Origin of the sequence: Pseudotabrizicola sp. L79 (assembly GCF_036553525.1) — a bacterium.
GTDB lineage: Bacteria > Pseudomonadota > Alphaproteobacteria > Rhodobacterales > Rhodobacteraceae > Pseudotabrizicola.
The window spans coordinates 208,254-230,835 of record NZ_JAZHDA010000053.1; the positions used below are offsets into that span (position 1 = coordinate 208,254).

Annotated in this window: 22 protein-coding genes; 15 read left to right on the forward strand and 7 right to left on the reverse strand. The window is 64.9% G+C overall.

What is annotated here, in order from left to right; translation table 11 throughout:
• Positions 1-55 precede the first annotated feature (55 nt).
• The 4 genes from cobU (at position 56) to V3C85_RS15940 (ending at position 3,763) form a co-directional block, all read left to right on the forward strand.
• A complete protein-coding gene (gene cobU / locus V3C85_RS15925) occupies positions 56-625 on the forward strand; it encodes a bifunctional adenosylcobinamide kinase/adenosylcobinamide-phosphate guanylyltransferase (protein WP_331796326.1) in 570 nt (189 codons plus the stop codon).
• Complete coding sequence (locus V3C85_RS15930; protein ID WP_331796811.1) at positions 622-1,197, forward strand: histidine phosphatase family protein; 576 nt, start codon at positions 622-624, stop codon at positions 1,195-1,197. The genes cobU and V3C85_RS15930 overlap by 4 nt, the downstream gene beginning before the upstream one ends.
• 107 nt (positions 1,198-1,304) lie before the next feature.
• On the forward strand, positions 1,305-2,183 hold the full coding sequence (locus V3C85_RS15935) for a glutathione S-transferase (protein ID WP_331796328.1): 879 nt from the start codon (positions 1,305-1,307) through the stop codon (positions 2,181-2,183).
• A gap of 65 nt (positions 2,184-2,248) precedes the next feature.
• On the forward strand, positions 2,249-3,763 hold the full coding sequence (locus V3C85_RS15940; protein WP_331796330.1) for a YifB family Mg chelatase-like AAA ATPase: 1,515 nt from the start codon (positions 2,249-2,251) through the stop codon (positions 3,761-3,763).
• 105 nt (positions 3,764-3,868) lie between these two features.
• On the opposite strand, the gene V3C85_RS15945 is transcribed toward V3C85_RS15940, so the two are convergent.
• Positions 3,869-5,230: an ammonium transporter gene (locus tag V3C85_RS15945; protein WP_331796331.1), complete on the reverse strand. Its 1,362-nt coding sequence runs from the start codon at positions 5,228-5,230 to the stop codon at positions 3,869-3,871.
• Between the two features lie 27 nt (positions 5,231-5,257).
• A complete protein-coding gene (locus tag V3C85_RS15950; RefSeq protein ID WP_331796332.1) occupies positions 5,258-5,596 on the reverse strand; it encodes a P-II family nitrogen regulator in 339 nt (112 codons plus the stop codon).
• A gap of 266 nt (positions 5,597-5,862) precedes the next feature.
• Here V3C85_RS15950 and V3C85_RS15955 point away from each other — a divergent pair, with 266 nt between their 5' ends.
• From V3C85_RS15955 to V3C85_RS15975, 5 genes are all read left to right on the forward strand, one after another.
• On the forward strand, positions 5,863-8,127 hold the full coding sequence (locus tag V3C85_RS15955) for a transglycosylase domain-containing protein (protein ID WP_331796334.1): 2,265 nt from the start codon (positions 5,863-5,865) through the stop codon (positions 8,125-8,127).
• A gap of 145 nt (positions 8,128-8,272) precedes the next feature.
• Entirely contained in the window at positions 8,273-8,734 is a 462-nt protein-coding gene (locus V3C85_RS15960; RefSeq protein ID WP_331796336.1) for a RidA family protein, read from the forward strand.
• Between the two features lie 3 nt (positions 8,735-8,737).
• The gene (locus tag V3C85_RS15965) at positions 8,738-9,517 is read left to right on the forward strand and encodes a glycerophosphodiester phosphodiesterase family protein (protein WP_331796338.1); all 780 of its coding nucleotides are present in this window, start codon (positions 8,738-8,740) and stop codon (positions 9,515-9,517) included.
• 46 nt (positions 9,518-9,563) lie between these two features.
• Positions 9,564-10,736, forward strand: a complete 1,173-nt coding sequence (locus V3C85_RS15970) for a GNAT family N-acetyltransferase (RefSeq protein ID WP_331796339.1) — start codon at positions 9,564-9,566, stop codon at positions 10,734-10,736.
• A gap of 11 nt (positions 10,737-10,747) precedes the next feature.
• Positions 10,748-11,041 carry a 4a-hydroxytetrahydrobiopterin dehydratase gene (locus V3C85_RS15975; protein ID WP_331796340.1) on the forward strand — a complete coding sequence of 98 codons (294 nt, stop codon included), beginning with the start codon at positions 10,748-10,750 and terminating at the stop codon, positions 11,039-11,041.
• Positions 11,042-11,065: 24 nt separating this feature from the next.
• Here the strand turns inward: V3C85_RS15975 and V3C85_RS15980 are convergent, their stop codons facing one another.
• Complete coding sequence (locus V3C85_RS15980) at positions 11,066-11,554, reverse strand: peroxiredoxin (protein WP_331796342.1); 489 nt, start codon at positions 11,552-11,554, stop codon at positions 11,066-11,068.
• Between the two features lie 82 nt (positions 11,555-11,636).
• Here V3C85_RS15980 and V3C85_RS15985 point away from each other — a divergent pair, with 82 nt between their 5' ends.
• From V3C85_RS15985 to V3C85_RS15995, 3 genes are read left to right on the forward strand one after another with little or no spacing between them, the layout of a single operon-like run.
• Positions 11,637-12,839 (forward strand): NAD(P)/FAD-dependent oxidoreductase, encoded by a 1,203-nt coding sequence (locus V3C85_RS15985; RefSeq protein ID WP_331796344.1) that lies wholly within the window; start codon positions 11,637-11,639, stop codon positions 12,837-12,839.
• Entirely contained in the window at positions 12,836-13,417 is a 582-nt protein-coding gene (rsmD, locus tag V3C85_RS15990; protein WP_331796346.1) for a 16S rRNA (guanine(966)-N(2))-methyltransferase RsmD, read from the forward strand. The genes V3C85_RS15985 and rsmD overlap by 4 nt, the downstream gene beginning before the upstream one ends.
• The gene (locus V3C85_RS15995) at positions 13,414-14,076 is read left to right on the forward strand and encodes an HAD family hydrolase (protein ID WP_331796348.1); all 663 of its coding nucleotides are present in this window, start codon (positions 13,414-13,416) and stop codon (positions 14,074-14,076) included. The genes rsmD and V3C85_RS15995 overlap by 4 nt, the downstream gene beginning before the upstream one ends.
• 125 nt (positions 14,077-14,201) lie before the next feature.
• On the opposite strand, the gene V3C85_RS16000 is transcribed toward V3C85_RS15995, so the two are convergent.
• Complete coding sequence (locus V3C85_RS16000) at positions 14,202-16,721, reverse strand: ABC transporter permease (protein WP_331796349.1); 2,520 nt, start codon at positions 16,719-16,721, stop codon at positions 14,202-14,204.
• Complete coding sequence (locus V3C85_RS16005) at positions 16,718-17,419, reverse strand: ABC transporter ATP-binding protein (protein ID WP_331796350.1); 702 nt, start codon at positions 17,417-17,419, stop codon at positions 16,718-16,720. The genes V3C85_RS16000 and V3C85_RS16005 overlap by 4 nt, the downstream gene beginning before the upstream one ends.
• Here V3C85_RS16005 and V3C85_RS16010 point away from each other — a divergent pair.
• From V3C85_RS16010 to V3C85_RS16020, 3 genes are all read left to right on the forward strand, one after another.
• The gene (locus tag V3C85_RS16010) at positions 17,418-18,098 is read left to right on the forward strand and encodes an arylesterase (protein ID WP_331796352.1); all 681 of its coding nucleotides are present in this window, start codon (positions 17,418-17,420) and stop codon (positions 18,096-18,098) included. The genes V3C85_RS16005 and V3C85_RS16010 overlap by 2 nt on opposite strands.
• Positions 18,099-18,182: 84 nt before the next feature.
• A complete protein-coding gene (locus V3C85_RS16015; RefSeq protein WP_331796353.1) occupies positions 18,183-19,625 on the forward strand; it encodes an FAD-binding oxidoreductase in 1,443 nt (480 codons plus the stop codon).
• Positions 19,622-20,830: a hypothetical protein gene (locus V3C85_RS16020; RefSeq protein ID WP_331796355.1), complete on the forward strand. Its 1,209-nt coding sequence runs from the start codon at positions 19,622-19,624 to the stop codon at positions 20,828-20,830. The genes V3C85_RS16015 and V3C85_RS16020 overlap by 4 nt, the downstream gene beginning before the upstream one ends.
• Before the next feature lie 26 nt (positions 20,831-20,856).
• Here V3C85_RS16020 and V3C85_RS16025 read toward each other — a convergent pair whose 3' ends face one another.
• Both V3C85_RS16025 and hemC read right to left on the reverse strand, forming a co-directional pair.
• Positions 20,857-21,624, reverse strand: a complete 768-nt coding sequence (locus tag V3C85_RS16025) for a lipopolysaccharide kinase InaA family protein (protein WP_331796357.1) — start codon at positions 21,622-21,624, stop codon at positions 20,857-20,859.
• A complete protein-coding gene (gene hemC, locus V3C85_RS16030) occupies positions 21,624-22,568 on the reverse strand; it encodes a hydroxymethylbilane synthase (protein WP_331796359.1) in 945 nt (314 codons plus the stop codon). The genes V3C85_RS16025 and hemC overlap by 1 nt, the downstream gene beginning before the upstream one ends.
• Between the last annotated feature and the right edge of the window lie 14 nt (positions 22,569-22,582).

Sequence of the window (22,582 nt, forward strand, 5' to 3'; positions counted from 1 at the left end):
ACCCCCCGGTCTAGGTTTGGCGCGATTTATCTGCGCTCAAAAAGGTATACGCGGCATGTCGCCAACTGGTTCACCGACAGGATCGACTTTTTCACTTCCCGGCCTAAGTCTTGTCGTTGGCGGTGCCAGATCGGGCAAATCGCGCGTGGCCGAGGGGTTGGTCAGCCTGTCAGGCCGCCCCCGCACCTATATTGCCACAGCCCAAGCCTTTGACGACGAAATGGTCACCCGCATTTCCCAACACCGCACCGGGCGCGGCACGGATTGGCACACGATCGAGGCCCCGATGCATCTGGCCCCCGCCTTGGCCGCGGTGCCCGCCGGGGGGGTGGTGCTGCTTGATTGCGCAACCCTCTGGCTGTCAAACCATCTGCTGGCCGAATCCGATCTGGTGCAGGAAACCGCGGCCCTGCTGGCCGCCCTTGCCGCTTGCCCGGCCCCGGTCGTTGTCGTGTCGAACGAAGTTGGGGCGGGCATCGTGCCTGAAAACCGGCTGGCCCGGCTGTTTCGTGATGAACAGGGGCGGCTGAACCAAAGGCTTGCCGCACAGGCGGGGCTGGTTTTGGGGGTGATGGCGGGCCTGCCCTTTGCGCTAAAGGGCGATCTGCCCCAAGGGTTGGCCTGATGCGCCTGCATCTGGTGCGCCATGGCCCGACCCATGCCAAGGCCATGGTCGGCTGGACAGACCTGCCCGCCGATCTGTCGGATACCGCCGCCATTGCGCGGCTGTCGGCCCATCTGCCCAGCCACGGCACCCTGATTTCGTCTGATCTGTCACGCGCCATTGCCACCGCCGATGCCTTGGCCAGCCCCCGCCGTTTGCGCCTGCCCCATGATCCCGCCCTGCGAGAGATGCATTTCGGCGCTTGGGAAATGCGTGGCTTTGCCGAGGTCGAGGCCGAAGACCCCGCCCACATCCGCGCCTTTTGGGAAACGCCCGGCGATATCAGCCCGCCCGGCGGCGAAAGCTGGAACCAGATCTGCGCCCGCGTCAGCAACGCCTTGGCGCGGTTGCAGGCCCACGGGCCAGATCTGATCGTTGTCTGCCATTTCGGCGCCATCCTTGCCGCGCTGCAAACCTGCCTTGGCCTGACGGCGCAACAGGTGTTTTCCCACAAGATCGACAACCTGTCTGTCACGGCCTTGCACAGAACCGATGCAGGCTGGCAGGCCGGCACGATCAATCAGCGACCGTGATGGACATCCCCACAAACAAACACTTTCCGGTTTGGGGCTTTGTGGCTTAGCACCGTGGAGTGAACCAACACGGCAGCATGCAGGCCACAAAGCAGGAGAAGACGGGAATGACCGAAGCCTATGATCTGGTGATTGGCGATCGCGCCTATTCCAGTTGGTCGCTGCGCGGTTGGCTGTTGTTTGACGCCTTTGGCATTCCCTATCGCCTGCACCGCGCCCGGCTTTATACCGATGAATTGCCCACCCTGCTTGGGCAGTTTTTTCCGGCCCGCACCGCGCCCACGATCCGCACCCCCGATGGTATCGTCATGCCCGAAAGCCTGGCAATTGCCGAGGAACTGGCCAGCCGACACCCCACGGCAGGCATCTGGCCCGAAGGCAAGGGCCGCGCCATCGGGCGGGTGCTGGCTGCCGAGATGCATGCAGGCTTTACCGCGCTGCGCAGCCATTGCCCGATGAACCTGCGCGTCAGCTACACCGATTGCGCCCCTCCGCAGGCGGTGCTGGATGATCTGAACCGCCTTGAAACCATATGGACATGGGCTTGGGAACAGACCGGTTCAACAGAATGGCTTTGTGGCCCCTATTCAGCGGCAGATGCCTTTTTTGCCCCGGTGGCCACCCGCATCGCGACCTATAATCTGCCGGTGTCAGACCGCGCCATGGCCTATGTGCAGGCCCATCTGGCGCATCCGTCCTTTCGCCGCTGGCGGGCCATGGGGATGGTCGATGGCGCCGATCAGGCCTTTTACCGCCGCGAGTATCCCACCCGGCCCTGGCCCGGCCCGCAGCCATTGGCGGCGCGGGCGGTCGATGGCGTGGGCGGCGTGGAAAACACCGCCTGCCCCTATTCGGGCGATCCGGTCACCCATGCGCTGGAACTGGCCGATGGCCGCCGCTTTGGCTTTTGCAACGCCTTTTGCCGCGACAAAACAGTCGCCGACCCCAAGGCCTGGCCCGCCTTCATGGCACTGCTCAAGGGTTAACGCGCGTTAACCCTTCCCTAACACCCGCCCTGCTAAACCTTTGCAAGGGGTTAAGGGGTGAGTTGATGGTGGCCAAAACCTATACCGTCGCCTTTGAAGGCGTCGAAGCGAAAATGGTCGAAGTTCAATGCGCCGTAACACCCGGCGTTCCCGGCTTTATGCTGGTCGGCCTGCCCGACAAGGCCGTGTCCGAGGCGAAGGAAAGGGTGCGCGCCTCGCTTCAGGCCATGTCGATTGCGCTGCCGTCGAAAAAGATCACCATCAACCTTGCCCCGGCCGATCTGCCCAAGGAAGGGTCGCATTTCGATCTGCCCATTGCGTTGGCCCTGCTGGCCGCAATTGACATCTTGCCCAAGGATGAGGTGGAAAGCACCGTGTCCATCGGGGAACTATCGCTGGATGGCCGGCTGATGCCCGTTCTGGGCGCGCTGCCCGCCGCCATGGCCGCCGCCGAGGAAGACCGCGCCCTGCTGTGCCCGCGCGCCTGCGGGGCCGAGGCCGCGTGGGTGGGCGCGACCGAAGTGCTGGCCGCCGCCTCGCTGTCCGAGGTGGTGCGCCATTTCACCGGTCAGGCCCCGCTGCACCCGGCCGAGGCAGGCGAGGTGATCACCCCGGCACAGGGGCGCGATCTGCGGGATGTAAAGGGCCAGGAACGCGCCAAACGCGCGATGGAAATTGCCGCCGCAGGCCGCCACCACATGCTGATGATCGGCACGCCGGGGTCGGGCAAATCCATGCTGGCCGCCCGCATGCCCAGCATTCTGCCACCGCTGTCCGCGACCGAAGCCCTTGAAACCTCGATGATTCATTCACTGTCGGGCCTGCTGACAGAAGGCGGCATCTCGCGAGAGCGGCCCTTTCGCGAACCCTATCACACGGCCTCAATGGCGGCCATCGTGGGCGGCGGGCGGGGGGCGAAACCCGGCGAAATCAGTCTGGCCCATAACGGCGTTCTGTTCATGGACGAATTTCCCGAATTCCCCCGCACTGTGCTGGAAACCCTGCGCCAGCCGATTGAAACCGGCGAAATCATGGTGGCCCGCGCCAATGCCCATATTCGCTATCCCTGCCGCTTTTTGCTGATGGCCGCGGCCAACCCCTGCCGCTGCGGCTATCTGTCTGATCCGGCACGGGCCTGCGGCAAGGCGCCCTTGTGCGGCGATGACTATCTGGGCCGCATTTCCGGGCCGTTGATGGACAGGTTCGATCTGCGCGTCGATGTGCCCCCGGTGGCCTATACCGATCTGGATCTGCCCGCGACGGGCGAAAGCTCGGCCATTGTGGCGGCGCGGGTGGCACAGGCCCGCAAGGTGCAAGAGACACGCTTTGCCGCCCTGCCCGAAATCCGCGTGAACGCCGATGCCGAAGGTCAGGTGCTGGAAGACATCGCCACGCCAGATGCCGAAGGCCGCGCGCTGATTGCGCGGGTGGCGGAACGCTTTGGCCTGTCGGCCCGCGGCTATCACCGCGTCTTGCGCGTGGCCCGCACGATTGCCGATCTCGACGGCGCGGCCGATGTGCGCCACCCCCATGTTGCCGAGGCGATCAGCTATCGCCTGTCGATGACGGCCAAGCCATGAAAAAGGCCCGGGCACAAAGAGCCCGGGCCAGAAGGGGGACTGACAGGGAGGAGGAGAGTCAGCCCTTGGAAACAAAGGGCCCCGCAAGCAGGGCCCTTGTCAGCATCAGGTGTTGTAAGCGCGCTCGCCATGCGACACGAGGTCAAGGCCTTCACGCTCTTCGTCTTCCTTGACACGCAGGCCGGTGACAGCCTTGCAGATGTAAAGGGCGACCAGCGAGACAACGCCCGACCAGATGATGGTGATCACCACACCCAGGATCTGGGCATAGACCTGTGCGCCCATCGTGCCACCTTCGGCCACAAAGCCCGTGCCACCCAGCGACGGCGCGGCCAGAATACCGGTGGCGATGGCGCCAACGATACCGCCAACCCCGTGCACACCAAAGACGTCCAGGCTGTCGTCATAGCCCAGCTTGTGCTTGATCGTGGTGACAAAGAAGAAGCAGGCGATGGCTGCGACAAAGCCAAGGGCAATCGCGCCGACCGGGCCAGTGGTGCCGCAAGCCGGGGTGATGGCGACAAGACCAGCCACCATACCCGAGGCAGCACCCAGCATCGAGGCTTTGCCACGCGTCAGCACTTCCATCAGCATCCAGCCCAGGATCGCGGCGGCCGGGGCGATAAAGGTGTTGATCATGGCAAGGGTCGCACCAGCGGTTGCTTCAAGGTTTGAACCGACGTTGAACCCGAACCAGCCAACCCACAGCATCGACGCACCAACCATGGTCAAGGTCATCGAATGCGGGGCCATGTTGTCTTTGCCATAGCCAAGGCGCGGGCCGATCACGATGGCCGCAACCAAAGCGGCGATACCTGCGTTGATGTGCACAACCGTGCCGCCGGCAAAGTCGATGGCGCCGTGGTTATAGATCACGCCTGCCGCATCCCAGACCATGTGGGCCACCGGGAAATACGAGAAGGTCAGCCAGATCACCGAGAACAACAGCGCCGTGCTGAACTTGATCCGCTCGGCAAAGCCGCCGATGATCAGCGCCGGGGTGATGGCCGCAAAGGTCATCTGGAACACGATGAACAGATATTCCGGGATCATGACCCCGTCGCTGAACGTCGCCGCCAGCGAATCCGTCGTCACACCCGCCAGGAACAGCTTGGCAAATCCGCCCCAATAGGGCGAGGTGCTGCCGCCGAACGCCATCGAATAGCCATAGACGACCCAGATGATCATGCCGACAGCGGCAATCACCGTGGTCTGCATCAGAACCGACAGCATGTTCTTGGTGCGCACAAGGCCACCGTAGAACAGCGCAAGGCCCGGAACCGTCATGAACAGCACCAGAACCGAGGCCATCATCATCCAGGCCACGTCACCCTTGTCGACGGTCGGCACCACCTCGGCGGCCACTTCGGCCGCGGCTTCGGTCGCCTCTTGCGCCCAAGCGGGCAGGGCCATCAGCAGCGAGGCGCCAAGCGCCGTCAGCCCTGAAAGTTTCACGTCATTTTTCATAGTCTGAATTCCCCTTCCCCCAGACGCTTACAATGCGTCGTCATTGGTTTCGCCGGTGCGCACGCGAACAGCATGGCTGACATCCAGCACAAAAATCTTGCCATCCCCGATCTTGTCGGTCTTGGCGGTCTTGCGAATGGTTTCGACAACCGCTTCGGCGAGGCTGTCACTGACAACGATTTCCAACCGGACTTTCGGAACGAAGTTCACGGCATATTCGGCGCCACGATAGATTTCGGTATGGCCGGACTGGCTGCCGAACCCCTTGATTTCGGTCACCATCATGCCGCGCACGCCGATGGTGGTCAGCGCTTCGCGCACCTCCTCGAGCTTGAACGGCTTGATTGCTGCAATGATGAGTTTCACTGTCTTCCCCTCTGGTCACAGGGGCCCGGGGTGGGCCCTCGCCCCTAGGAACGCGCCAGAGCCGGGGCAGAACAAGGAAAGGCAGGCGGTTTCCTGCCCAAAAACCCGCATTATTGCACAATTTTTGCACTTTTCGCGGCAATAGCCCAAATTTTAATCACCTTTAGCACTCGAATCGGGCAAGCACACACTCCACATCGCCACAGGTTCGGGGTAATCTTGCGCAAAAGAACACGGCTGGTTTTGGCGTAAATCGGGTATCGGGCATGGCAATGGGCAATGGGCGTAAACCGCTGGTGGCGGATCGGCGGTATGCGGCACGCAAACCTGCGGCACCATCGGGCGGATCGGGGAAAAAGGCACCGCGCAAACCCGCAGCCCGCAAACCCGCCCGCAAACATGGGCTGATCGTCGGGGCCATCCTGGGCCTGTGGCGCCTGATCTGGCGCATGATCTGGGCCATCACCTGGCGCATGACGGCGGCCCTTGGCCTCGTTGTCGGCCTGGCCACCTTTTACTTCTACAGCCAGATGCCCGAAGTGACGGCCCTGCTGGATGGCCGCGCCCGCGGCTCGGTCACCATGCTTGACCGTGACGGACAGGTTTTCGCCTGGCGCGGCGAAACCTTTGGCGGCCAGATCAGCGCCGATCATGTCTCGCCCTATTTGCGCGATGCCGTCATCGCGACCGAGGACAAGCGGTTCTATACCCATTTCGGCATCTCGCCACGCGGCATCGCCGGGGCCATTCGCATCAACCTGTCCGAAGGCCGTGGCCCGCTGTCGGGCAACGGCGGCTCGACCATCACGCAGCAGGTGGCCAAACTGCTGTGCCTTGGCGTGCCCTATGATCCCTCGCAGTGGAAATCCGAGGCCGAGTATGAGCAAGACTGCCGGGGTGGCGGCGTCTGGCGCAAGGTCAAGGAAATCCCCTTCGCTTTGGCGATGGAGGTGAAATACACCAAGGCCGAAATCCTGACGATCTATCTGAACCGCGCCTATCTGGGTGCCGGCGCGCGGGGGTTCGAGGCTGCGGCGCAACGCTATTTCGGCCGTTCGGCGAATGAGGTGAAACCCGCCGAGGCCGCCATGCTGGCGGGCCTTTTGACGGCACCGTCCCGCTTTGCCCCGACCAACAATCTGGAACGCGCACAGGGCCGCGCCAATGTGGTGATCGGCCTGATGGAAGACCAAGGCTATCTGACCGCCGCCGAGGCCGCCGAGGCCCGCGCCAACCCGGCGCAATTGTCAAAGGCGGCCGAAACCAAATCGGGCGGGGCCTTTGCCGATTGGGTCATGGAATCCACCCCCAGCTTTCTGTCGTCAGAAACGACCGAAGATGTGATCATCCAGACCACGCTGGACCAGCGCCTGCAACGCGCCGCCGAAGAGGCGATGTCCTATATCTTTGAAACCAAGGTGAAATCCGGCTCAAAGGCCGAGGCCGCCATCATCGTGATGTCCGCCGATGGGGCCGTGCGCGCCATGGTGGGCGGGCGCAATCCGGCGGCACCGGGCAGTTTCAACCGCGCCACGCAGGCCAAGCGGCAAACCGGGTCCAGCTTCAAACCCTTTGCCTATGCCGCCGCGCTTGATCTGGGCTTCAGCCCGGCCGATTACGTCGAAGACACGCCGCTGACGATCAACATTCCCGGCTCGGGCCCCTGGACGCCCAAGAACTACGACAACCAGTTCAAGGGCATGATCACCCTGACCCAAGCCCTTGCCGAAAGCCGCAACATCCCCGCCGTGCGCGTGTCCGAGGCCGTGGGGCGCGATGCCGTGCGGCGGGTGGCCGAAGGCTTTGGCATCCAGTCGAACCTGGCCGATGGCCCGGCACTTGTGCTGGGTGCCTCGGAAGGCACGCTACTGGAAACCACCGGCGCCTATGCGGGCATCCTGAACGGTGGGCGCGCCGTAACCCCCTATGGCCTGCTGTCACTGCGCCTGCAGGGCGAATCCGACCCGCTGATGGGTGCGGCGGGCGGGTTTGGCGACCGTGTGATCAGCGAACAGGCCGCCCGCTATCTGACCTATATGATGACCAAGGTGATCGAGGAAGGCACCGGCACCCGCGCCCGCATTCCGGGCTGGCAGGCCGCTGGCAAGACCGGCACCACACAGGCCGCCCGCGACGCTTGGTTCATCGGGTTCACCGCCGATTACGTCGCGGGGGTCTGGATGGGCAATGACGACAACAAGCCCCTGACCGGCGTCACCGGCGGCGGCCTGCCCGCCGAGATCTGGCACGAGGTGATGGTGCGTGTGCATCAGGGTGTGACGCCCGTGCCCCTGCCACTGGACATACCGGCCTATAAAGAGCCGCCGGATGGCGCCTATGCCCCCTCGCCCGGCGTGATGCAAGACGGCCAGTCCCCCGCCCCGGTGACCAACCCCTATGCCACGCCCGAAACCTATGATCCGGTGCCACCCTTCGTGAACGAAGGCCCGGTCGATGGCGGGCAGGTGATGACCGGCGAAGAAATCGCCGACCAGATCCTGCGCGATGTGCTGGGAATATTCGGAAATTGATCCCACCTCTGCCCTTGGGCGGGCACGGTCTTGCCCTTGGCAACACGCAGGGCTAGCGTGCCGTCGCAGCCGCCTTGGCGGTCGGCCAAGACTGCCCGCCAAGACTGCCAAGAACAGGCACCACCACCAACAGACGGAGTCCCCCATGTCACAGATCGAAACCCGCCTTGCCGAACTGGGCGTCACCCTTCCCGATGCCCCGGCCCCCGCCGCGAACTATGTGCCTTGGGTCATTTCGGGCAACACGGTCTATATCTCGGGCCAGATCAGCCAAAATGCAAACGGCATGATCAAGGGCAAGCTGGGCGCTGACCTTACCATCGAAGACGGGGCCGAGGCCGCGAAATGCTGCGCCATTTCCTTGCTGGCGCAACTCAAGGCTGCCACCGGGGGCAAGATCGACCGCATGGTGCGGCTGGTCAAACTGGTGGGCTTTGTCAACTCGACCGCCGATTTCACCGACCAGCCCAAGGTCATCAACGGCGCGTCCGATTTCTTTGTGGCAGCCCTTGGCGATGCGGGCCGCCATGCCCGTTCGGCGGTTTCGGCGGCCTCGCTGCCCTTTGGCGTCGCGGTTGAAATCGAAGCCATCTTCGAAATCGCCTGACCGATGCGCGCGCCCCTGCCCCCCGATTTCCTGCGTATTCCCATCGCACACCGGGCCTTGCACGACCGGGCGCAGGGGCGCATCGAAAACGCGCCTGCTGCGATCGCTGCGGCCATCGCGGCAGGCTATGCCATCGAGATCGACGTGCAACTGTCGTCTGATGGCGTGGCCATGGTCTTCCACGACGAAGAGCTTGACCGCCTGACCCCGGCCCATGGCCCCCTGAACCGCCACAGCGCGGCCCAGCTTGGCCAGATCACGCTGACCGGTTCGACCGACCGGATCCCGACACTGGCGCAGGTGCTGCACCTCGTTGCAGGCCGTGTGCCGCTGCTGATCGAATTGAAGGACCAGACGCTGGATCTGTCTGACAGCGACGGCGCATTGGAACGGGCCACGGCGGCGGCACTGGCGGGCTATACCGGGCCCGTGGCGCTGATGTCGTTCAATCCGTCGATGGTGGCCCACATGGCGCGGCTGATGCCCGACACCCCGCGCGGGCTGACGACCTCCAGCTATGATTACGACGACTGGCACCCTGTCCCTGCGGCCACCTGCGACCGGCTGCGCGACATTCCCGATTACGATGCCGTCGGGGCCAGCTTCCTCAGCCATCAGGGCGATGATCTGGCCCGCCCCCGCCTGGCCCAGCTTCAGGCTCAGGGGGCCGACATCCTGTGCTGGACAATCCGCTCGCCCCAGCAAGAGGCACTGGCCCGGCAAGTGGCACGGAATGTCACCTTTGAAGGCTATCTGCCCGCAATTCCCGCGGCTGCATCTTGACCCAGGGGCCGGGGGCGTCACCTTTGCCAGATAGCCCCTGCCCATCATGGACACCATGCCCGACCTGATCCTGCGCGACAGCCTGGCCGACATCGCCGCCCCCGACTGGGATGCGCTGGCCGCCCCCGAACAGGCGACCGGCCGCCCGCATGATCCGTTCACCACCCACCGTTTCCTCAGCGCGCTCGAAGCCTCAGGCTCGACCGGCACCGGCACCGGCTGGACGGCACGCCCGCTTGTGCTGCAAGATGGCAGCGACATTCTGGCCGCCACACCGCTTTATGTGAAATCGCACAGCCAGGGCGAATACATCTTTGACCACGGCTGGGCCGATGCCTTCGCCCGTGCCGGAGGGCGCTATTACCCCAAACTTCAGGTCGCCGTGCCCTTTACCCCCGCCACGGGCCGCCGCTTTCTGGGCCCCGATGACCACCGCGAAACCCTGTTGCGCGGGCTGATCGGCGTGGCCGCGCAAAACCGCCTCTCCTCGCTGCACATCACCTTTTGCACCGCGGATGAGGCCGAGGCCCTGGCCGGCGTCGAAGGCACCCTGCACCGCATCACCCAGCAATTTCATTGGGAAAACCGCGGCTATGGCAGCTTTGAGGATTTTCTGGCCGATTTGTCCAGCCGCAAGCGCAAGACCATCCGCAAGGAACGCGCCACGGCACAGGCCAGCGGGCTGACCATCCAGTGCCTGACCGGCGATGCCATCGAACCCAGGCACTGGGATGCGTTCTGGCAGTTCTATCAAGACACCGGCGCCCGCAAATGGGGCACCCCCTACCTGACTCGCCGCGCCTTTGATCATCTGCACCAGACGATGCGCGATGACATGCTGCTGGTGCTGGCCTGCGATGGCGATCGCCCGGTCGCCGGGGCGCTGAATTTCATTGGCCGCGACACGCTGTTCGGCCGCTATTGGGGCTGTATCGAGGACCACCCCTGCCTGCATTTTGAACTGTGCTATTATCAGGCCATCGACTGGGCCATCACCCATGGCCTGCACAGGGTCGAGGCGGGGGCACAAGGCGAACACAAACTGGCGCGCGGCTATCTGCCCACACCCGTGCATTCCCTGCACTGGATCGCCGAACCGTCGTTCCGCCGCGCCGTGGCCGATTACCTGCAAGCCGAACGCCGCGCCGTGGACGAAGATATTGAGGTATTGACGAGTTACGGCCCGTTCCGAAAACTGTCTGCCGAACCCCAAGCCTGAAAGGACCGGCCATGCCCGCCAAGAAACTGACCGACCGCAAGGCCCTGTTGCCGCTGCTGGCCACCGGCTGGGCCGAGGAAAAAGACCGCGACGCCATCCGCAAGGACTATCTCTTTCGCAATTTTGTCGAAGCTTTCGGCTTTATGACCCGCGCGGCGATCTGGGCCGAAAAGCTGAACCACCATCCCGAATGGTCGAATGTCTATCGCACCGTCACCGTGGTGCTGACCACCCATGATGTCGATGGGCTTAGCCAGCTTGATCTGGATCTGGCCCAAAAGATGGATGAGCTGGCAAGGTATTGACCCTGCCAGCCCGATACCCGGCCGTCAGATCGCCGCCAACAGCGCCTCACCACCCGAAATCTCGCACTGACCGGGGCTTTCTTCCAGATGCAGCGTCTTGACGACCCCATCCTCGGCATACAGCGCATAGCGCTTTGACCGGTCGATCAGGCCCACCGGCGGGGCGGTGAAATCAAGGCCAAGCGCCTTGGTAAACCCCGCGTCGGCATCGGCCAGCATCGAAATCCCCGCAGCCGTCGCCCCAGTCGCCTCGCCCCAGGCCTTCATCACAAAGGGATCGTTCACCGAGATACAGATGATCTCGTCCACACCCTTGCCATCAAACCCGGCCTTGCTGCGCACAAAGCTGGGCACATGCGCCGAATGGCAGGTGGGGGTAAAGGCCCCCGGCACGGCAAAAATCACGATCTTGCGGCCCTTGGCCAATGCGGTCACCGAAACCGCCTCGGGGCCAGCCTCGCCCAATTTGATCAATTCAGCCTCTGGCAGCCGGTCGCCCACTGAAATCGCCATTGTGATTCATACCTCTCGCGTTGCGTTTCCTTGGCCCAAGGTTATAGGGTCCGACGGGCAAGCGACCAGAGGGAAAACAGCCATGCATGTGGTGATCGTCGGGGCGGGACAGGCGGGTGCAGCCTTGGCCGCCAAACTGCGCAGCCTTGGGGCCACCGGGCCGATCACGATGATTGGCGACGAACCAAGCCCCCCCTATCAGCGCCCCCCCCTGTCCAAGGCCTATCTGATGGGCCAGATCGGCCCCGAACGGCTGTGGCTGCGCGCGCCCGAATTCTGGGCCGATCAGGGCATCACCCTGCACTTGGGCGACCCCGTCCAATCCATCGACACCACGGCCAAGACCGTCACGCTGGGCGGCAAGACCATCGCCTATGACCATCTGGCCCTGACCACCGGCAGCACCGCCCGCCGCCTGCCCGCGGCCATCGGCGGCGACCTTCCCGGCGTCTATACCGTGCGCACACTTGCCGATGTCGATGCGATGCGCCCCGAATTCATCGCAGGCCGCCGTGTGGTGATCGTGGGGGGCGGCTATATCGGGCTCGAGGCCGCAGCCGTCGCCGCCAAACTGGGGTTGCAGGTGACCGTTCTGGAACTGGCCCCGCGCATCCTGCAACGGGTCGCCGCACCCGAAACCTCTGACCACTTCCGCCGCCTGCACAGCGATCACGGCGTGACCATCCTCGAATCCACGGGCCTTGACCGCCTCTTGGGCGACAGCCACGTCACGGGCGCACGCCTGTCAGACGGGCGCGAGATTGCGGCCGATTTCGTGATCGCGGGCGTGGGCATCACCCCCAACACCGCGCTGGCACAGGCCGCAGGCATCGCCATCGACAATGGCATCGCCACCGATGCCACCGGCGCCACCTCGGCCCCGCAGGTCTGGTCGGCGGGCGATTGCGCGTCATTCCCGTGGCAGGGCGGGCGGCTTCGGCTGGAATCGGTGGGCCATGCGATTGATCAGGCCGAAGTGGTGGCCGAAAACATCCTTGGCGCGGGCAAGGTCTACACCGCCGCGCCATGGTTCTGGTCAGATCAATACGATTGCAAATTGCAGATCGCCGGGCTGAACACCGGCTATGACCGCATCATCACCCGCCCGGGTCAGGGCGGGTCCGTATCGTTCTGGTATTATCAGGGTGACCGCCTGCTGGCGCTGGATGCCATGAACGACGCCCGCGCCTATATGGTGGGCAAACGCCTGATCGACATGGGCAAATCACCCGATCCCGCGGCCGTCGCCAACCCGGAGACCGATCTCAAGGCCCTGCTGAAATGAGGATCATCGGCGGCAAATCGCGCGGCCTGCATCTGGCCCCGGTGGGCGAAGGCGATGCCAAGGCGCATCTGCGCCCCACCTCCGACCGCGTGCGCGAGGCGATTTTCAACCTGCTGATCAACGGCGGCTATGGCAACCCGGTGCAAGATGCCCGCGTGCTTGATCTCTTTGCCGGAACGGGTGCTCTGGGGCTTGAGGCTCTGTCGCGCGGCGCAGCCCGCGTGGCCTTTGTCGATGACGGCACCGCCTCACGCGCGCTGCTGCGCCGCAATATCGAACTGATGCGCGCCATGGGCCAGACCGATGTCTGGCGCCGCGATGCCACCCGCATGGGGCCAAACCGCGGCCCGGGCTACAGCCTTGTGTTCCTCGATCCACCCTATGGCATGGGCTTGGGCGAAAAGACCCTGGCCTCTCTGGCCGCAGGCGAATGGCTGGCCCCGGGTGCGATCATCGTCTGGGAAGAGGGCCTCGCCCCCCTGCCCCCACAGGGCTTTGATCAGCTCGATCAGCGCAAATACGGCGATACCGTCGTCACCTTGCTGTCCCCCGGCCCTGCCGCAACCCCCACCCCATGACCCAGCCCATACCCCCGGCCGCCGTGATCTTTGACTGCGACGGCGTGATCGTCGACAGCGAAGCGATGACCTTTGATCTGTTGGTCGAAGACTTCGCCCGACACGGCCTGCAACTCAGCCACGATCAGATTGCCCAAGACTACCTCGGCGGAACCATGGCCGATGTCGCCCGCCGCGCCCGTGCCGCCGGGGCCAGCCTGCCGCCCGATTGGGTCGAAACCTTTTACCAGCGGCTCTATACCCACCTTGCCACCGGAACCCCGCTTGTGCCCGAGGTGCTGACCGTCCTCGATGCGCTTGATGCGGCTGGCATTCCCTATGCCATCGGCTCGAACGGATCAGATCAAAAGATGCAGATCACCCTGGGCCAACACCCCGGCCTGATCGCGCGGTTTCGCGGCCATCTCTATTCCGGCCAAACCCTCGTCGCGCCGAAACCGGCCCCAGACCTCTATCTTCACGCCGCCCGCCAGTTGGGCACGCGCCCAGATACCACCATCGTCATCGAAGACAGCCCAACAGGCGCCCGCGCCGCCCATGCCGCCGGAATGCGCTGCTTTGGCTATGCCGCACAAACCCCGGCCCCAAGGTTGACGCAAGAGGGCGCCATACCCTTCACCCGGATGGGCGATCTGCCCCGCCTCCTTGGCTTGGGCTGAATACGCCCCTCCGCCCATCCTTCATCTTGGCCACAATACTCCGGGGGTCAGCGGGTTGCGCAGAAACCCGCGACAGGGGGCAGCGCCCCCTGCCTTTGGCGCACCACAAACAGCGCTCGCCGCGCTTAACCAGCGGATCGCAGCACCTGCGCCGGACGCACCGCCAAGGGGCGCAGCGCAAAGGCCAGCCCGGCCAACAGCGTCGCCAAGACCCCCCCCAGAACGATGGCAATGGCCGAGACCGGCTCGAACACATAATCCACCTCCATGACAAAGGTCATCACCGCCCAGCCGGCAATGCCCCCCGCCACGATGGCCACCACGCCGGCGGCAGCCCCCATCAGGGCTGAACGCAGGGCAAAACTGGCCAGAATCCGGCCGCGCGTGGCCCCCAGCACTTTCAGCACCGCCGCCTCATAGACGCGGGCCCGCTCTCCGGCGGCGGCAGCGCCGATCAGCACCACAAAGCCCGTCAACAAGGTCGCCGCTGCGGCCCAGGCCGTGGCCGTGGCAATCGCCGACAGCGCCTCGGCCACCCGGTCGATCGCATCCTTCACCCGCACCGCCGTGACATTGGGCATGGTCTGCGAAATCTCGCGCAAGATCGCCGCTTCGGCCTCTGGCTCGGCATAAACGGTGGCGATGTGGGTATGCGGGGCACCTTGCAAGGCTGCCGGGTTGAAGGTCATCACAAAGCCCATCCCGGCGCTTGAAAAATCAACCTGCCGAAAGCTGGTGATCGTCGCCGTGATGTCGCGGCCCAGAATGTTCACCGTCACCGTGTCGCCCAGGTTCAGGCCGATCTCCTCGGCCTCTTCGGCGGCAAAGCTGACCTGCGGTTCTCCGGCATAATCCGCAGGCCACCATTCGCCCGCCGTCACCGTGGTGCGCTCATCGGGGGCGGCGGCATAGGTCACGCCACGGTCGCCCCGCACCACCCAATGCTCACCCGCCACCTCACGCGCGTTGCGCCCGTTGATCTGGGTCACCACACCGCGCAACATCGGCGCGCTGTCCACCCGGCTGACCGCCGGATCCCCCTGCAAGCGGGCCAGAAACGGGTCAATCTGATCCGGCTGGATATCGACGAAAAAGAACGACGGTGCCTTGTCGGGCAGATCGGTCTGAATTGCCGCGCGCAGGTTGGCATCAATCTGCCCCACGGCCGCCAGCACCGACAGCCCCAGCCCCAGCGACAGCACGACCGAGGTTGCCTCGGCCCGTGGCCCGCCAATCGCCGACAGCGCCAGACGCAGCGCCACCCGGCCCCGCGCCAGCTTGGCGCGCGCCAGACGCCCCGCCCCACGGCGCAGGCCATAGGCGGCGAGGGCCAGCACCAGCAAGGCCCCGGCCACACCCGCGGCAGACCCCAAGGCCAGTTCGGGCACGCCCGAAAACAGCACGGCGCCCCCCACCAACAGGGCCAGCAGCACCAGCACGGCAAAGGCCGCGGGCCACCCGGCCCAGCCTTCCCGCCCGGCCCCGCGATACAGCGCCGCCGCCCGCACCGACCGCGTGCGCGCAAGCGGCCACAGCGTGAACAGGAAGGCCGTCACCAGCCCGTAAAAGCCCGCCTCGATCAATGGCAAGGGATAGGGCGCAAACACCACCGGCAGCGGCAAGACAGCGGTGATCACCGGCGCCAGCAGCAACGGCAGACCCGCCCCCAGCACCAAGCCGATCACCACGCCAATCCCGGCCAGCACGGCAATCTGCAACAGATAGATGCGGAAAATCATCCCGCCCTCGGCCCCCAGCGTCTTCAGCGTGGCAATGGTGCTGATCTTGCCCTCCAGATAGGCGCGCACCGCCGCCGACACGCCCACGCCGCCCACGGCCAATCCGGCCAGCCCGACCAAGATCAGAAACGATCCCATCCGATCGACAAAGCGTTCAACCCCCGGTGTGGCGCGGCGGCTGTCTTGCCAGCGCATCCCCACATCGCCCAGCCGCGCCTCGGCCGCGGCCTCGGCTGCCGCCAGATCAGTGCCCGGCGGCAGCATCAGCCGGTATTCGGTTTCATATAACGACCCCGGCCCAATCAGCCCCGATTGCGCCAGATCGCTGGTCAGCACCATGGTGCGCGGCCCCAGCGTAAAGCCTTGGGTGGCGCTGTCAGGTTCGCGCACCAAGACCGCACTCAGCCGAAACGCCTGCACCCCCATGCGGAACGTGCCGCCAATCTCCAGCCCCAACCGGTCCACCAGCACACGGTCCAGCACCGCGCCGGGCACGCCCTCCACCGGGGCAAAGGCCTGCGCCAAGGTCATCGGCGGGTCCAGTTCCACCGCGCCCAGCAACGGATAGGCCGGATCAACAGATTTGACCTGCGTCAGCGCCGTCTCATCGCCCACCACTGCCATCGAGCGGAAATCGACCACCTCGGAAACCCCGGTGGCAATGCCCGCCATATAGGCGCGCTCCTCCTCGGTCGCAAAGCGATAGGTGAATTCCATCTGCGCATCGCCGCCCAGCAGGATCGCCCCCTGATCTTTCAATCCGGCCTCGATCGCGGCGCGCACCATGCCCACCCCGGCAATCGCCATCACGCCCAGCGCAAGGCAGGCCAGAAAGATGCGAAAGCCCTTGAGGCCCCCACGCAATTCGCGCCGCGCCAGACGCCAGGCAAGGGAAAGATCGCTCATTCTGCTGCCGCCTTCTTGGCCCGCACATCGCCCGCAATCCGGCCATCGGCCAGCCGCACCACGCGGTCACAACGCTCGGCCAGTTCCGGCGCATGGGTCACCAGAACCAGTGTCGCGCCATGCCGGTCGCGCAGACCAAACAGCAGATCCATGATCGCCTGACCGTTCACCCCATCCAGATTGCCCGTCGGCTCATCCGCCAGCAACAGCGCCGGGCGGGGTGCCGCCGCACGGGCCAAGGCCACCCGTTGCTGCTCGCCCCCCGACATCTGGGTGGGGTAATGGTTCATCCGCGACCCCAGCCCCACGGCGGTCAGTTCGGCCTCGGCCCGGTCAAAGGCATCGGCCACCCCGGCCAGTTCCAGGGGCACCGCGACGTTTTCCAAGGCGGTCATTGTCGGGATCAGGTGGAAAGATTGGAACACAACCCCCATATTCCCCCTACGAAAGCGGGCCAGCTGGTCTTCGTCCATCGCTGTCATGTCTTGCCCCAGTGCAATGACCGACCCACCGGTGGCACGTTCCAGCCCGCCCATCAGCATCAGGAGAGACGACTTGCCCGACCCAGATGGCCCGATCAGCCCCAGCGTCTCACCGCGCTTCACCTCCAGATCAATGCCCTTCAAGATCTCGACCGGCCCCGCATTGCCTGCCAATGTCAGCCGCGCGCCCTGCAACGCCAGAACAGTCTGATCCATGATAACGTCCTTTTTCAATGCTTCTCTCGGATATGGCGCAATGCGCGCCGCCCGCAACCTTATCCTCACGCTGGCGTTACCAGTTTCCGCCGCTTTCGCCGAACCTGTGCGCATTTTGGCCCTGGGGGACAGCCTGACCGCCGGTTATGGCCTGGTCGAGCAAGAGGGCCTGGTGCCGCAACTGAACGCCTGGCTGGCCGAACAGGGGGCCGAGGTGACTGTGGTCAACGCGGGCGTTTCGGGCGATACATCGGCTGGCGGGCTGTCACGGCTTGCCTGGTCGCTGGATCCGACGATCAATGCCATGATGGTCATCCTGGGCGGCAATGATCTGCTGCGCGGCCTGCCCCCCGCCACCACCCGCACCAGCATCGACGGCATTCTGGCCGAGGCGCAGACCCGCGGCCTGCCGGTCTTGCTGGTCGGCATGAAGGCACCCGGCAATTTCGGCCCCGACTACAAGGAAAGCTTCGACCGCCTTTATCCCGACCTTGCCACCCAATACGGCGCACTGCATATCGACAGCTTTTTCGGCCTTCTGGCGCCCGAGGCCACCGACCCGGCGGCCCTGCAACCCTTCATGCAACCCGATGGCATCCACCCCAATGCCGAAGGCGTGCGCATCATCGCCGCCAATCTGGGCCCCCACCTTCTGGAACTGGCCCAAAAAGTGCAGTGACCCCCGGTTTGTAACCGTCACATTCTGCCCCTTGCGGGGTCGCGCCATTGGGTCCACTCCTGTGGCGCGACCAAGGATGTCCCGATGACGCTGCACCCCACTGCCCTGCTGGCCGACCTGATCCCGCTTCTGGGGGCAGCCCATGTGCTGACCGGCCCCGATACCGACCGCTACACCCACGACTGGACAGGCAAATACACCGCACAGCCCTGTGCCGTTGCCCGCCCCGCCAATACCGAACAGGTCGCGGCCTGCCTGCGACTGGCCAGCCAGCATGGCATCCCGGTGGTGCCCGTTTCCGGCAACACCGGCCTGACCGGGGCCACCTATACCAACGGTGGCCTGATGATCAGCCTGGAACGGCTGAACCGTATCCACCGCGTCAACCCGGCGGCGCGCACCGCCCATGTCGATGCTGGCGTGATCCTCTCCGCGCTGCATCAGGCCGCCGCGCAGCATGGCCTTTACTTTCCGCTGTGGTTCGGGGCCAAAGGCTCGGCCATGATCGGCGGCGCATTGTCCACCAATGCGGGCGGGTCCAATGTGCTGCGCTATGGCTCGACCCGCAGCCTGTGCCTGGGGCTTGAGGTGGTTCTGGCCGATGGCCGCATCCTGAACCTGATGTCGGAATTGCACAAAGACAACTCGGGCTATGATCTGAAAGACCTGTTCATCGGGGCCGAGGGCACGCTTGGCATCATCACCGCCGCCGTGGTGAAACTGGTGCCCGCCCCGCGCGCCCATGCCACCGCCAGCCTTGCCCTGACCCGGCTGACCGATGCGCTGACCGTGCTGAACCAGTTGCAAGAGACGACAGGCGGTCTGGTCGAGGCGTTCGAATTCATGCCCGCCAGCTATAGCCAGCGCCTGCAACAGGTGCGCCCCGATCTGGGCCAGCCCTTTGCCACCATCCCCCCGGTCACCATCCTTGTCGAACTGGGGGCCACGGCCCCCGATCTGACGACAGCGCTGCCCGATGGCACTGTGCCACTGACGACCCTGCTGCAAACCACCCTTGCCCAGGCGCTGGACCAAGGGCTGATCCAGGATGCCGTCATTGCCCAGACCGAGGCCCAGCGCAGCGCGATGTGGGCACGGCGCGAGGCTGCGGCGGAAATCACCTTTGCCGTCAAACCCTTCATTGATACCGACATCGCCGTCCCCTTGGACCGTGCCCAGGATTTTCTGACCGCGCTTGATGCCCGCCTGCCCGCCATCGACCCCGGCGCCAGCACATTGGTCGTGGCCCATCTGGGGGATGGCAACCTGCATGTCACCGTCTTTCCCACCCCCAGCCAGGCCGCACCCGACCAGATCGACCGCATCACCGCCCTGATCGAAGATGTGGTGCAAGACCTGTCGGGCAGCTTTTCTGCCGAACATGGCGTCGGCCTGTCAAAACTGCCCTCGATGGCGCGGCGCAAATCACCCGTTGCGCTTGATGTGATGCGCGCGATCAAAGCCGCCCTTGATCCGCAAAACCTGATGAACCCCGGCAAGGTCATCCCGTCAGGCCAATCAGAATGACAGCCCTGCGCCTTGTGCTGACCCTGCCGATCTTTCGCCTGCTGGCCGCCGTGATCGGCCTTGTCGGCTGCGTGAATGCTTCGATCATGCCCTATCAAAGCCTGATCGGGATCGAGAGGATCGGCCTTTCCCATGCGGCTTTTGCCGCCGTCATGGTGCTGGCCTCGGCTGTGGCGGTCACCACCTCGGTCTATGTCGGTATCCTGTCTGACCAACGCGCCAACCGCCGCCAGATCGCGCTGGTGACAGCCAGCTTTGGCCTTGCCGGGGCGGCCCTGATGCTGATGCAGCCCAATGCCCTGACCTTTGTCATCGCCAACGGAGTGCTGCTGCCTGTGGGCACGTCGGTCTTTGGCCAGACCTTCGCGCTCAACCGCCTTGCCTCTGGCCCCCACCCCCAGCACCGAGAGGGCATTCAGGCCACCATCCGCGCCGCGATGTCGGTGATGTTTCTGGCCATGCTGGTGTTCTGGACCTTTGCCTTTGCCGCCGGGGTTGATGTGATGGCCGTCTATCTCAGCGGCGCGCTGGCCAGCCTTACGCTGGTGGCGCTGATCCTGGGCTTTTGGCCGCGCGACGGGCAAACCACATGGGCCGACAGACCCTCGGGCCTCAAACTCTCGCGCGCGCTGGCACAACTTGCCCGGCCCATGGTGTCGCTGCGGCTGCTGTGTCTGGGGGCCGTCGCCTCGTCCGGCATCCTCTATATGGTTCTGGTCTCGCTGATCTTTGAACAGGCCGCAGGTCGGGGGCCATCGGATGTGGCGCTCTATGTCGGCCTTGTCGCGGGCTGCGAGGTGCCCTTCATGCTGCTGATGCCGCGCTATCTGGCGCATATTCCGCGCGCCCGCCTGATCCTGATCGGCACCGCGCTGTATATCTGCCACCTTGTCTTCATGCCGGTCCTGGCCCCCACCCCCGCGATCTGGGGCATGACGCTGGTGGCGGGGCTTGGTGGCACGGCCATGCTGGTCTTGCCGATTTCCTATTATCAGGATCTGCTGGCCACCCAACCCGGCACCGCCGCCGCACTTATCGCCCTGCAAAAACTGGTGGGCGATGTGTTCGCGGCCATCGCCTTTACCATCGGCACCGCCCTTGGCGGCTATGCCCTTGTGGCCCTGATCGGGGGCGGTGTCGCCCTGACCGGGGCCGTGGCACTGTGGTGGCTGGATGCCCGCAGGCCCTTTGCGCAACCCACCTGACCCGGCCACCTGACCCAGCCGTCTGATCAGGCCGGATCGTCCAGCCGCGCCAGATAGTCCAGCGACCAGACCAGTGCCCGCACCTCACGCGAATGGGGGCGAAACCGCAGCACCAGCCGCGCCAGCGGCGCAAGCGGCACCAACAGCCGCGCCCAGGACTCTATCGCCTGCCACGCGCCCAAGGGTGCCGACGCCCGATACAACCGCAACGCAAGGTCCAGCAAATCCGTCTGCCCCTCCTTGCCATTGCGGCGGGCAAACCAGCTGTGCACAAAGATCACCACATCCAGCGCCTGCGTCCGCAACCGCCGCCGCCGGGCCTTGAACCGCTCCAGATCAATCATCGTCAGCCGGCCCTCGGCCCAGCAGAAATCCCGCAGCGCCGGCCTGCCATGGGCATATCCCGCCCGGTGCACCGCCGCCAAAGCCGCCCCCACAGCCACAAAGGCCCGCTGCGCAGCCTCATGCGGCCACGCGCCCTGCGCCAGCAGATGTTCCAGATTCGGCCCCGCATCGGCCAGAACCATATGCTCTGGCCCCTCGTCCAACAGCACGGGCCCCGGCAACCCTGCCGCATCCAAGGCCCGGATCGCCGCGCGTTCGGCCAGAAACCCCTTGGCCGGATCGCCCTTTTGCCACCGCAACAGACCGTGCAGACGCTCTACCTGCTTGATCCACACCACCCGCCCACCGGGCAGATCCACCCGCTGCACCCGCTGATGCCCGGCCCGCAGCCGTGCGGCAATCGCGTCGTTTTCGTCCGAGGTCAGCACATATCCGTCAAAGCCAGCCATCAGCGCCAGTCAAAGAAACCGGCAGGGGCCTGCGCCAGCAATTCATCCGCCAAGGCCTGCCCCAGATCAGCCGCATCCGAAATCAGCCCATGCCGCTCTCCGGCGATCGATTCCGAACCATCGGGGCGCAAAATCTCACCCCGCAGACGAATCGTGCCGCCCGAAATCTCGGCCAACCCGGCAATCGGTGTCTCACAAGATCCGTCCAGCCGCGCCAGAAACGCCCGTTCCGCCCCCAGCCGAATGCCCGTATCGCGGTCATGCACCGCCGCCAGCAGCGCCGCCACCCGATCATCGGCCAGCCGCCGTTCCACCCCGATGGCCCCCTGCGCCACAGCGGGCAACATGTCCTCGGGCGCAATGGCCGACCGCGCCACATGCGCCATGCCCAGCCGGTTCAGCCCCGCCATCGCCAGAAACGTGGCCACCGCAACGCCATCTTCCAGCTTTTTCATCCGCGTCTGCACATTGCCGCGGAATTCGACCAACCGCAGATCAGGCCGCCGCAGCCGCAACTGCGCCCGCCGCCGCAGGCTTGACGATCCAACCACAGCCCCCTCGGGCAAATCGGCCAACCGCGCCACATGGGGCGACACAAAGGCATCGCGCACATCTTCGCGCGGCAGATAGCAGTCCAGCACCAGACCATCGGGCTGCACCGTCGGCATATCCTTCATCGAATGCACCGCAATATCGATGCCACCCTCCAGCAGCGCCTCCTCGATCTCGCGGGTGAACAAACCCTTGCCGCCGATCTCTTTCAGCGCCTTGTCCAGAATCTGGTCGCCGGTGACCTTGATCACCACGATGTCAAACGCCGCTTCGGGCAGGTCAAAGGCCGCCATAAGACAGCGCCGCACCTCATGCGCCTGCCACAGCGCAAGGGGCGATCCACGGGTTCCAATCTTCAGCGGGGCGGCGGGCGAGGGAAGGTTTTGCATCATCCCAAAGCCATACA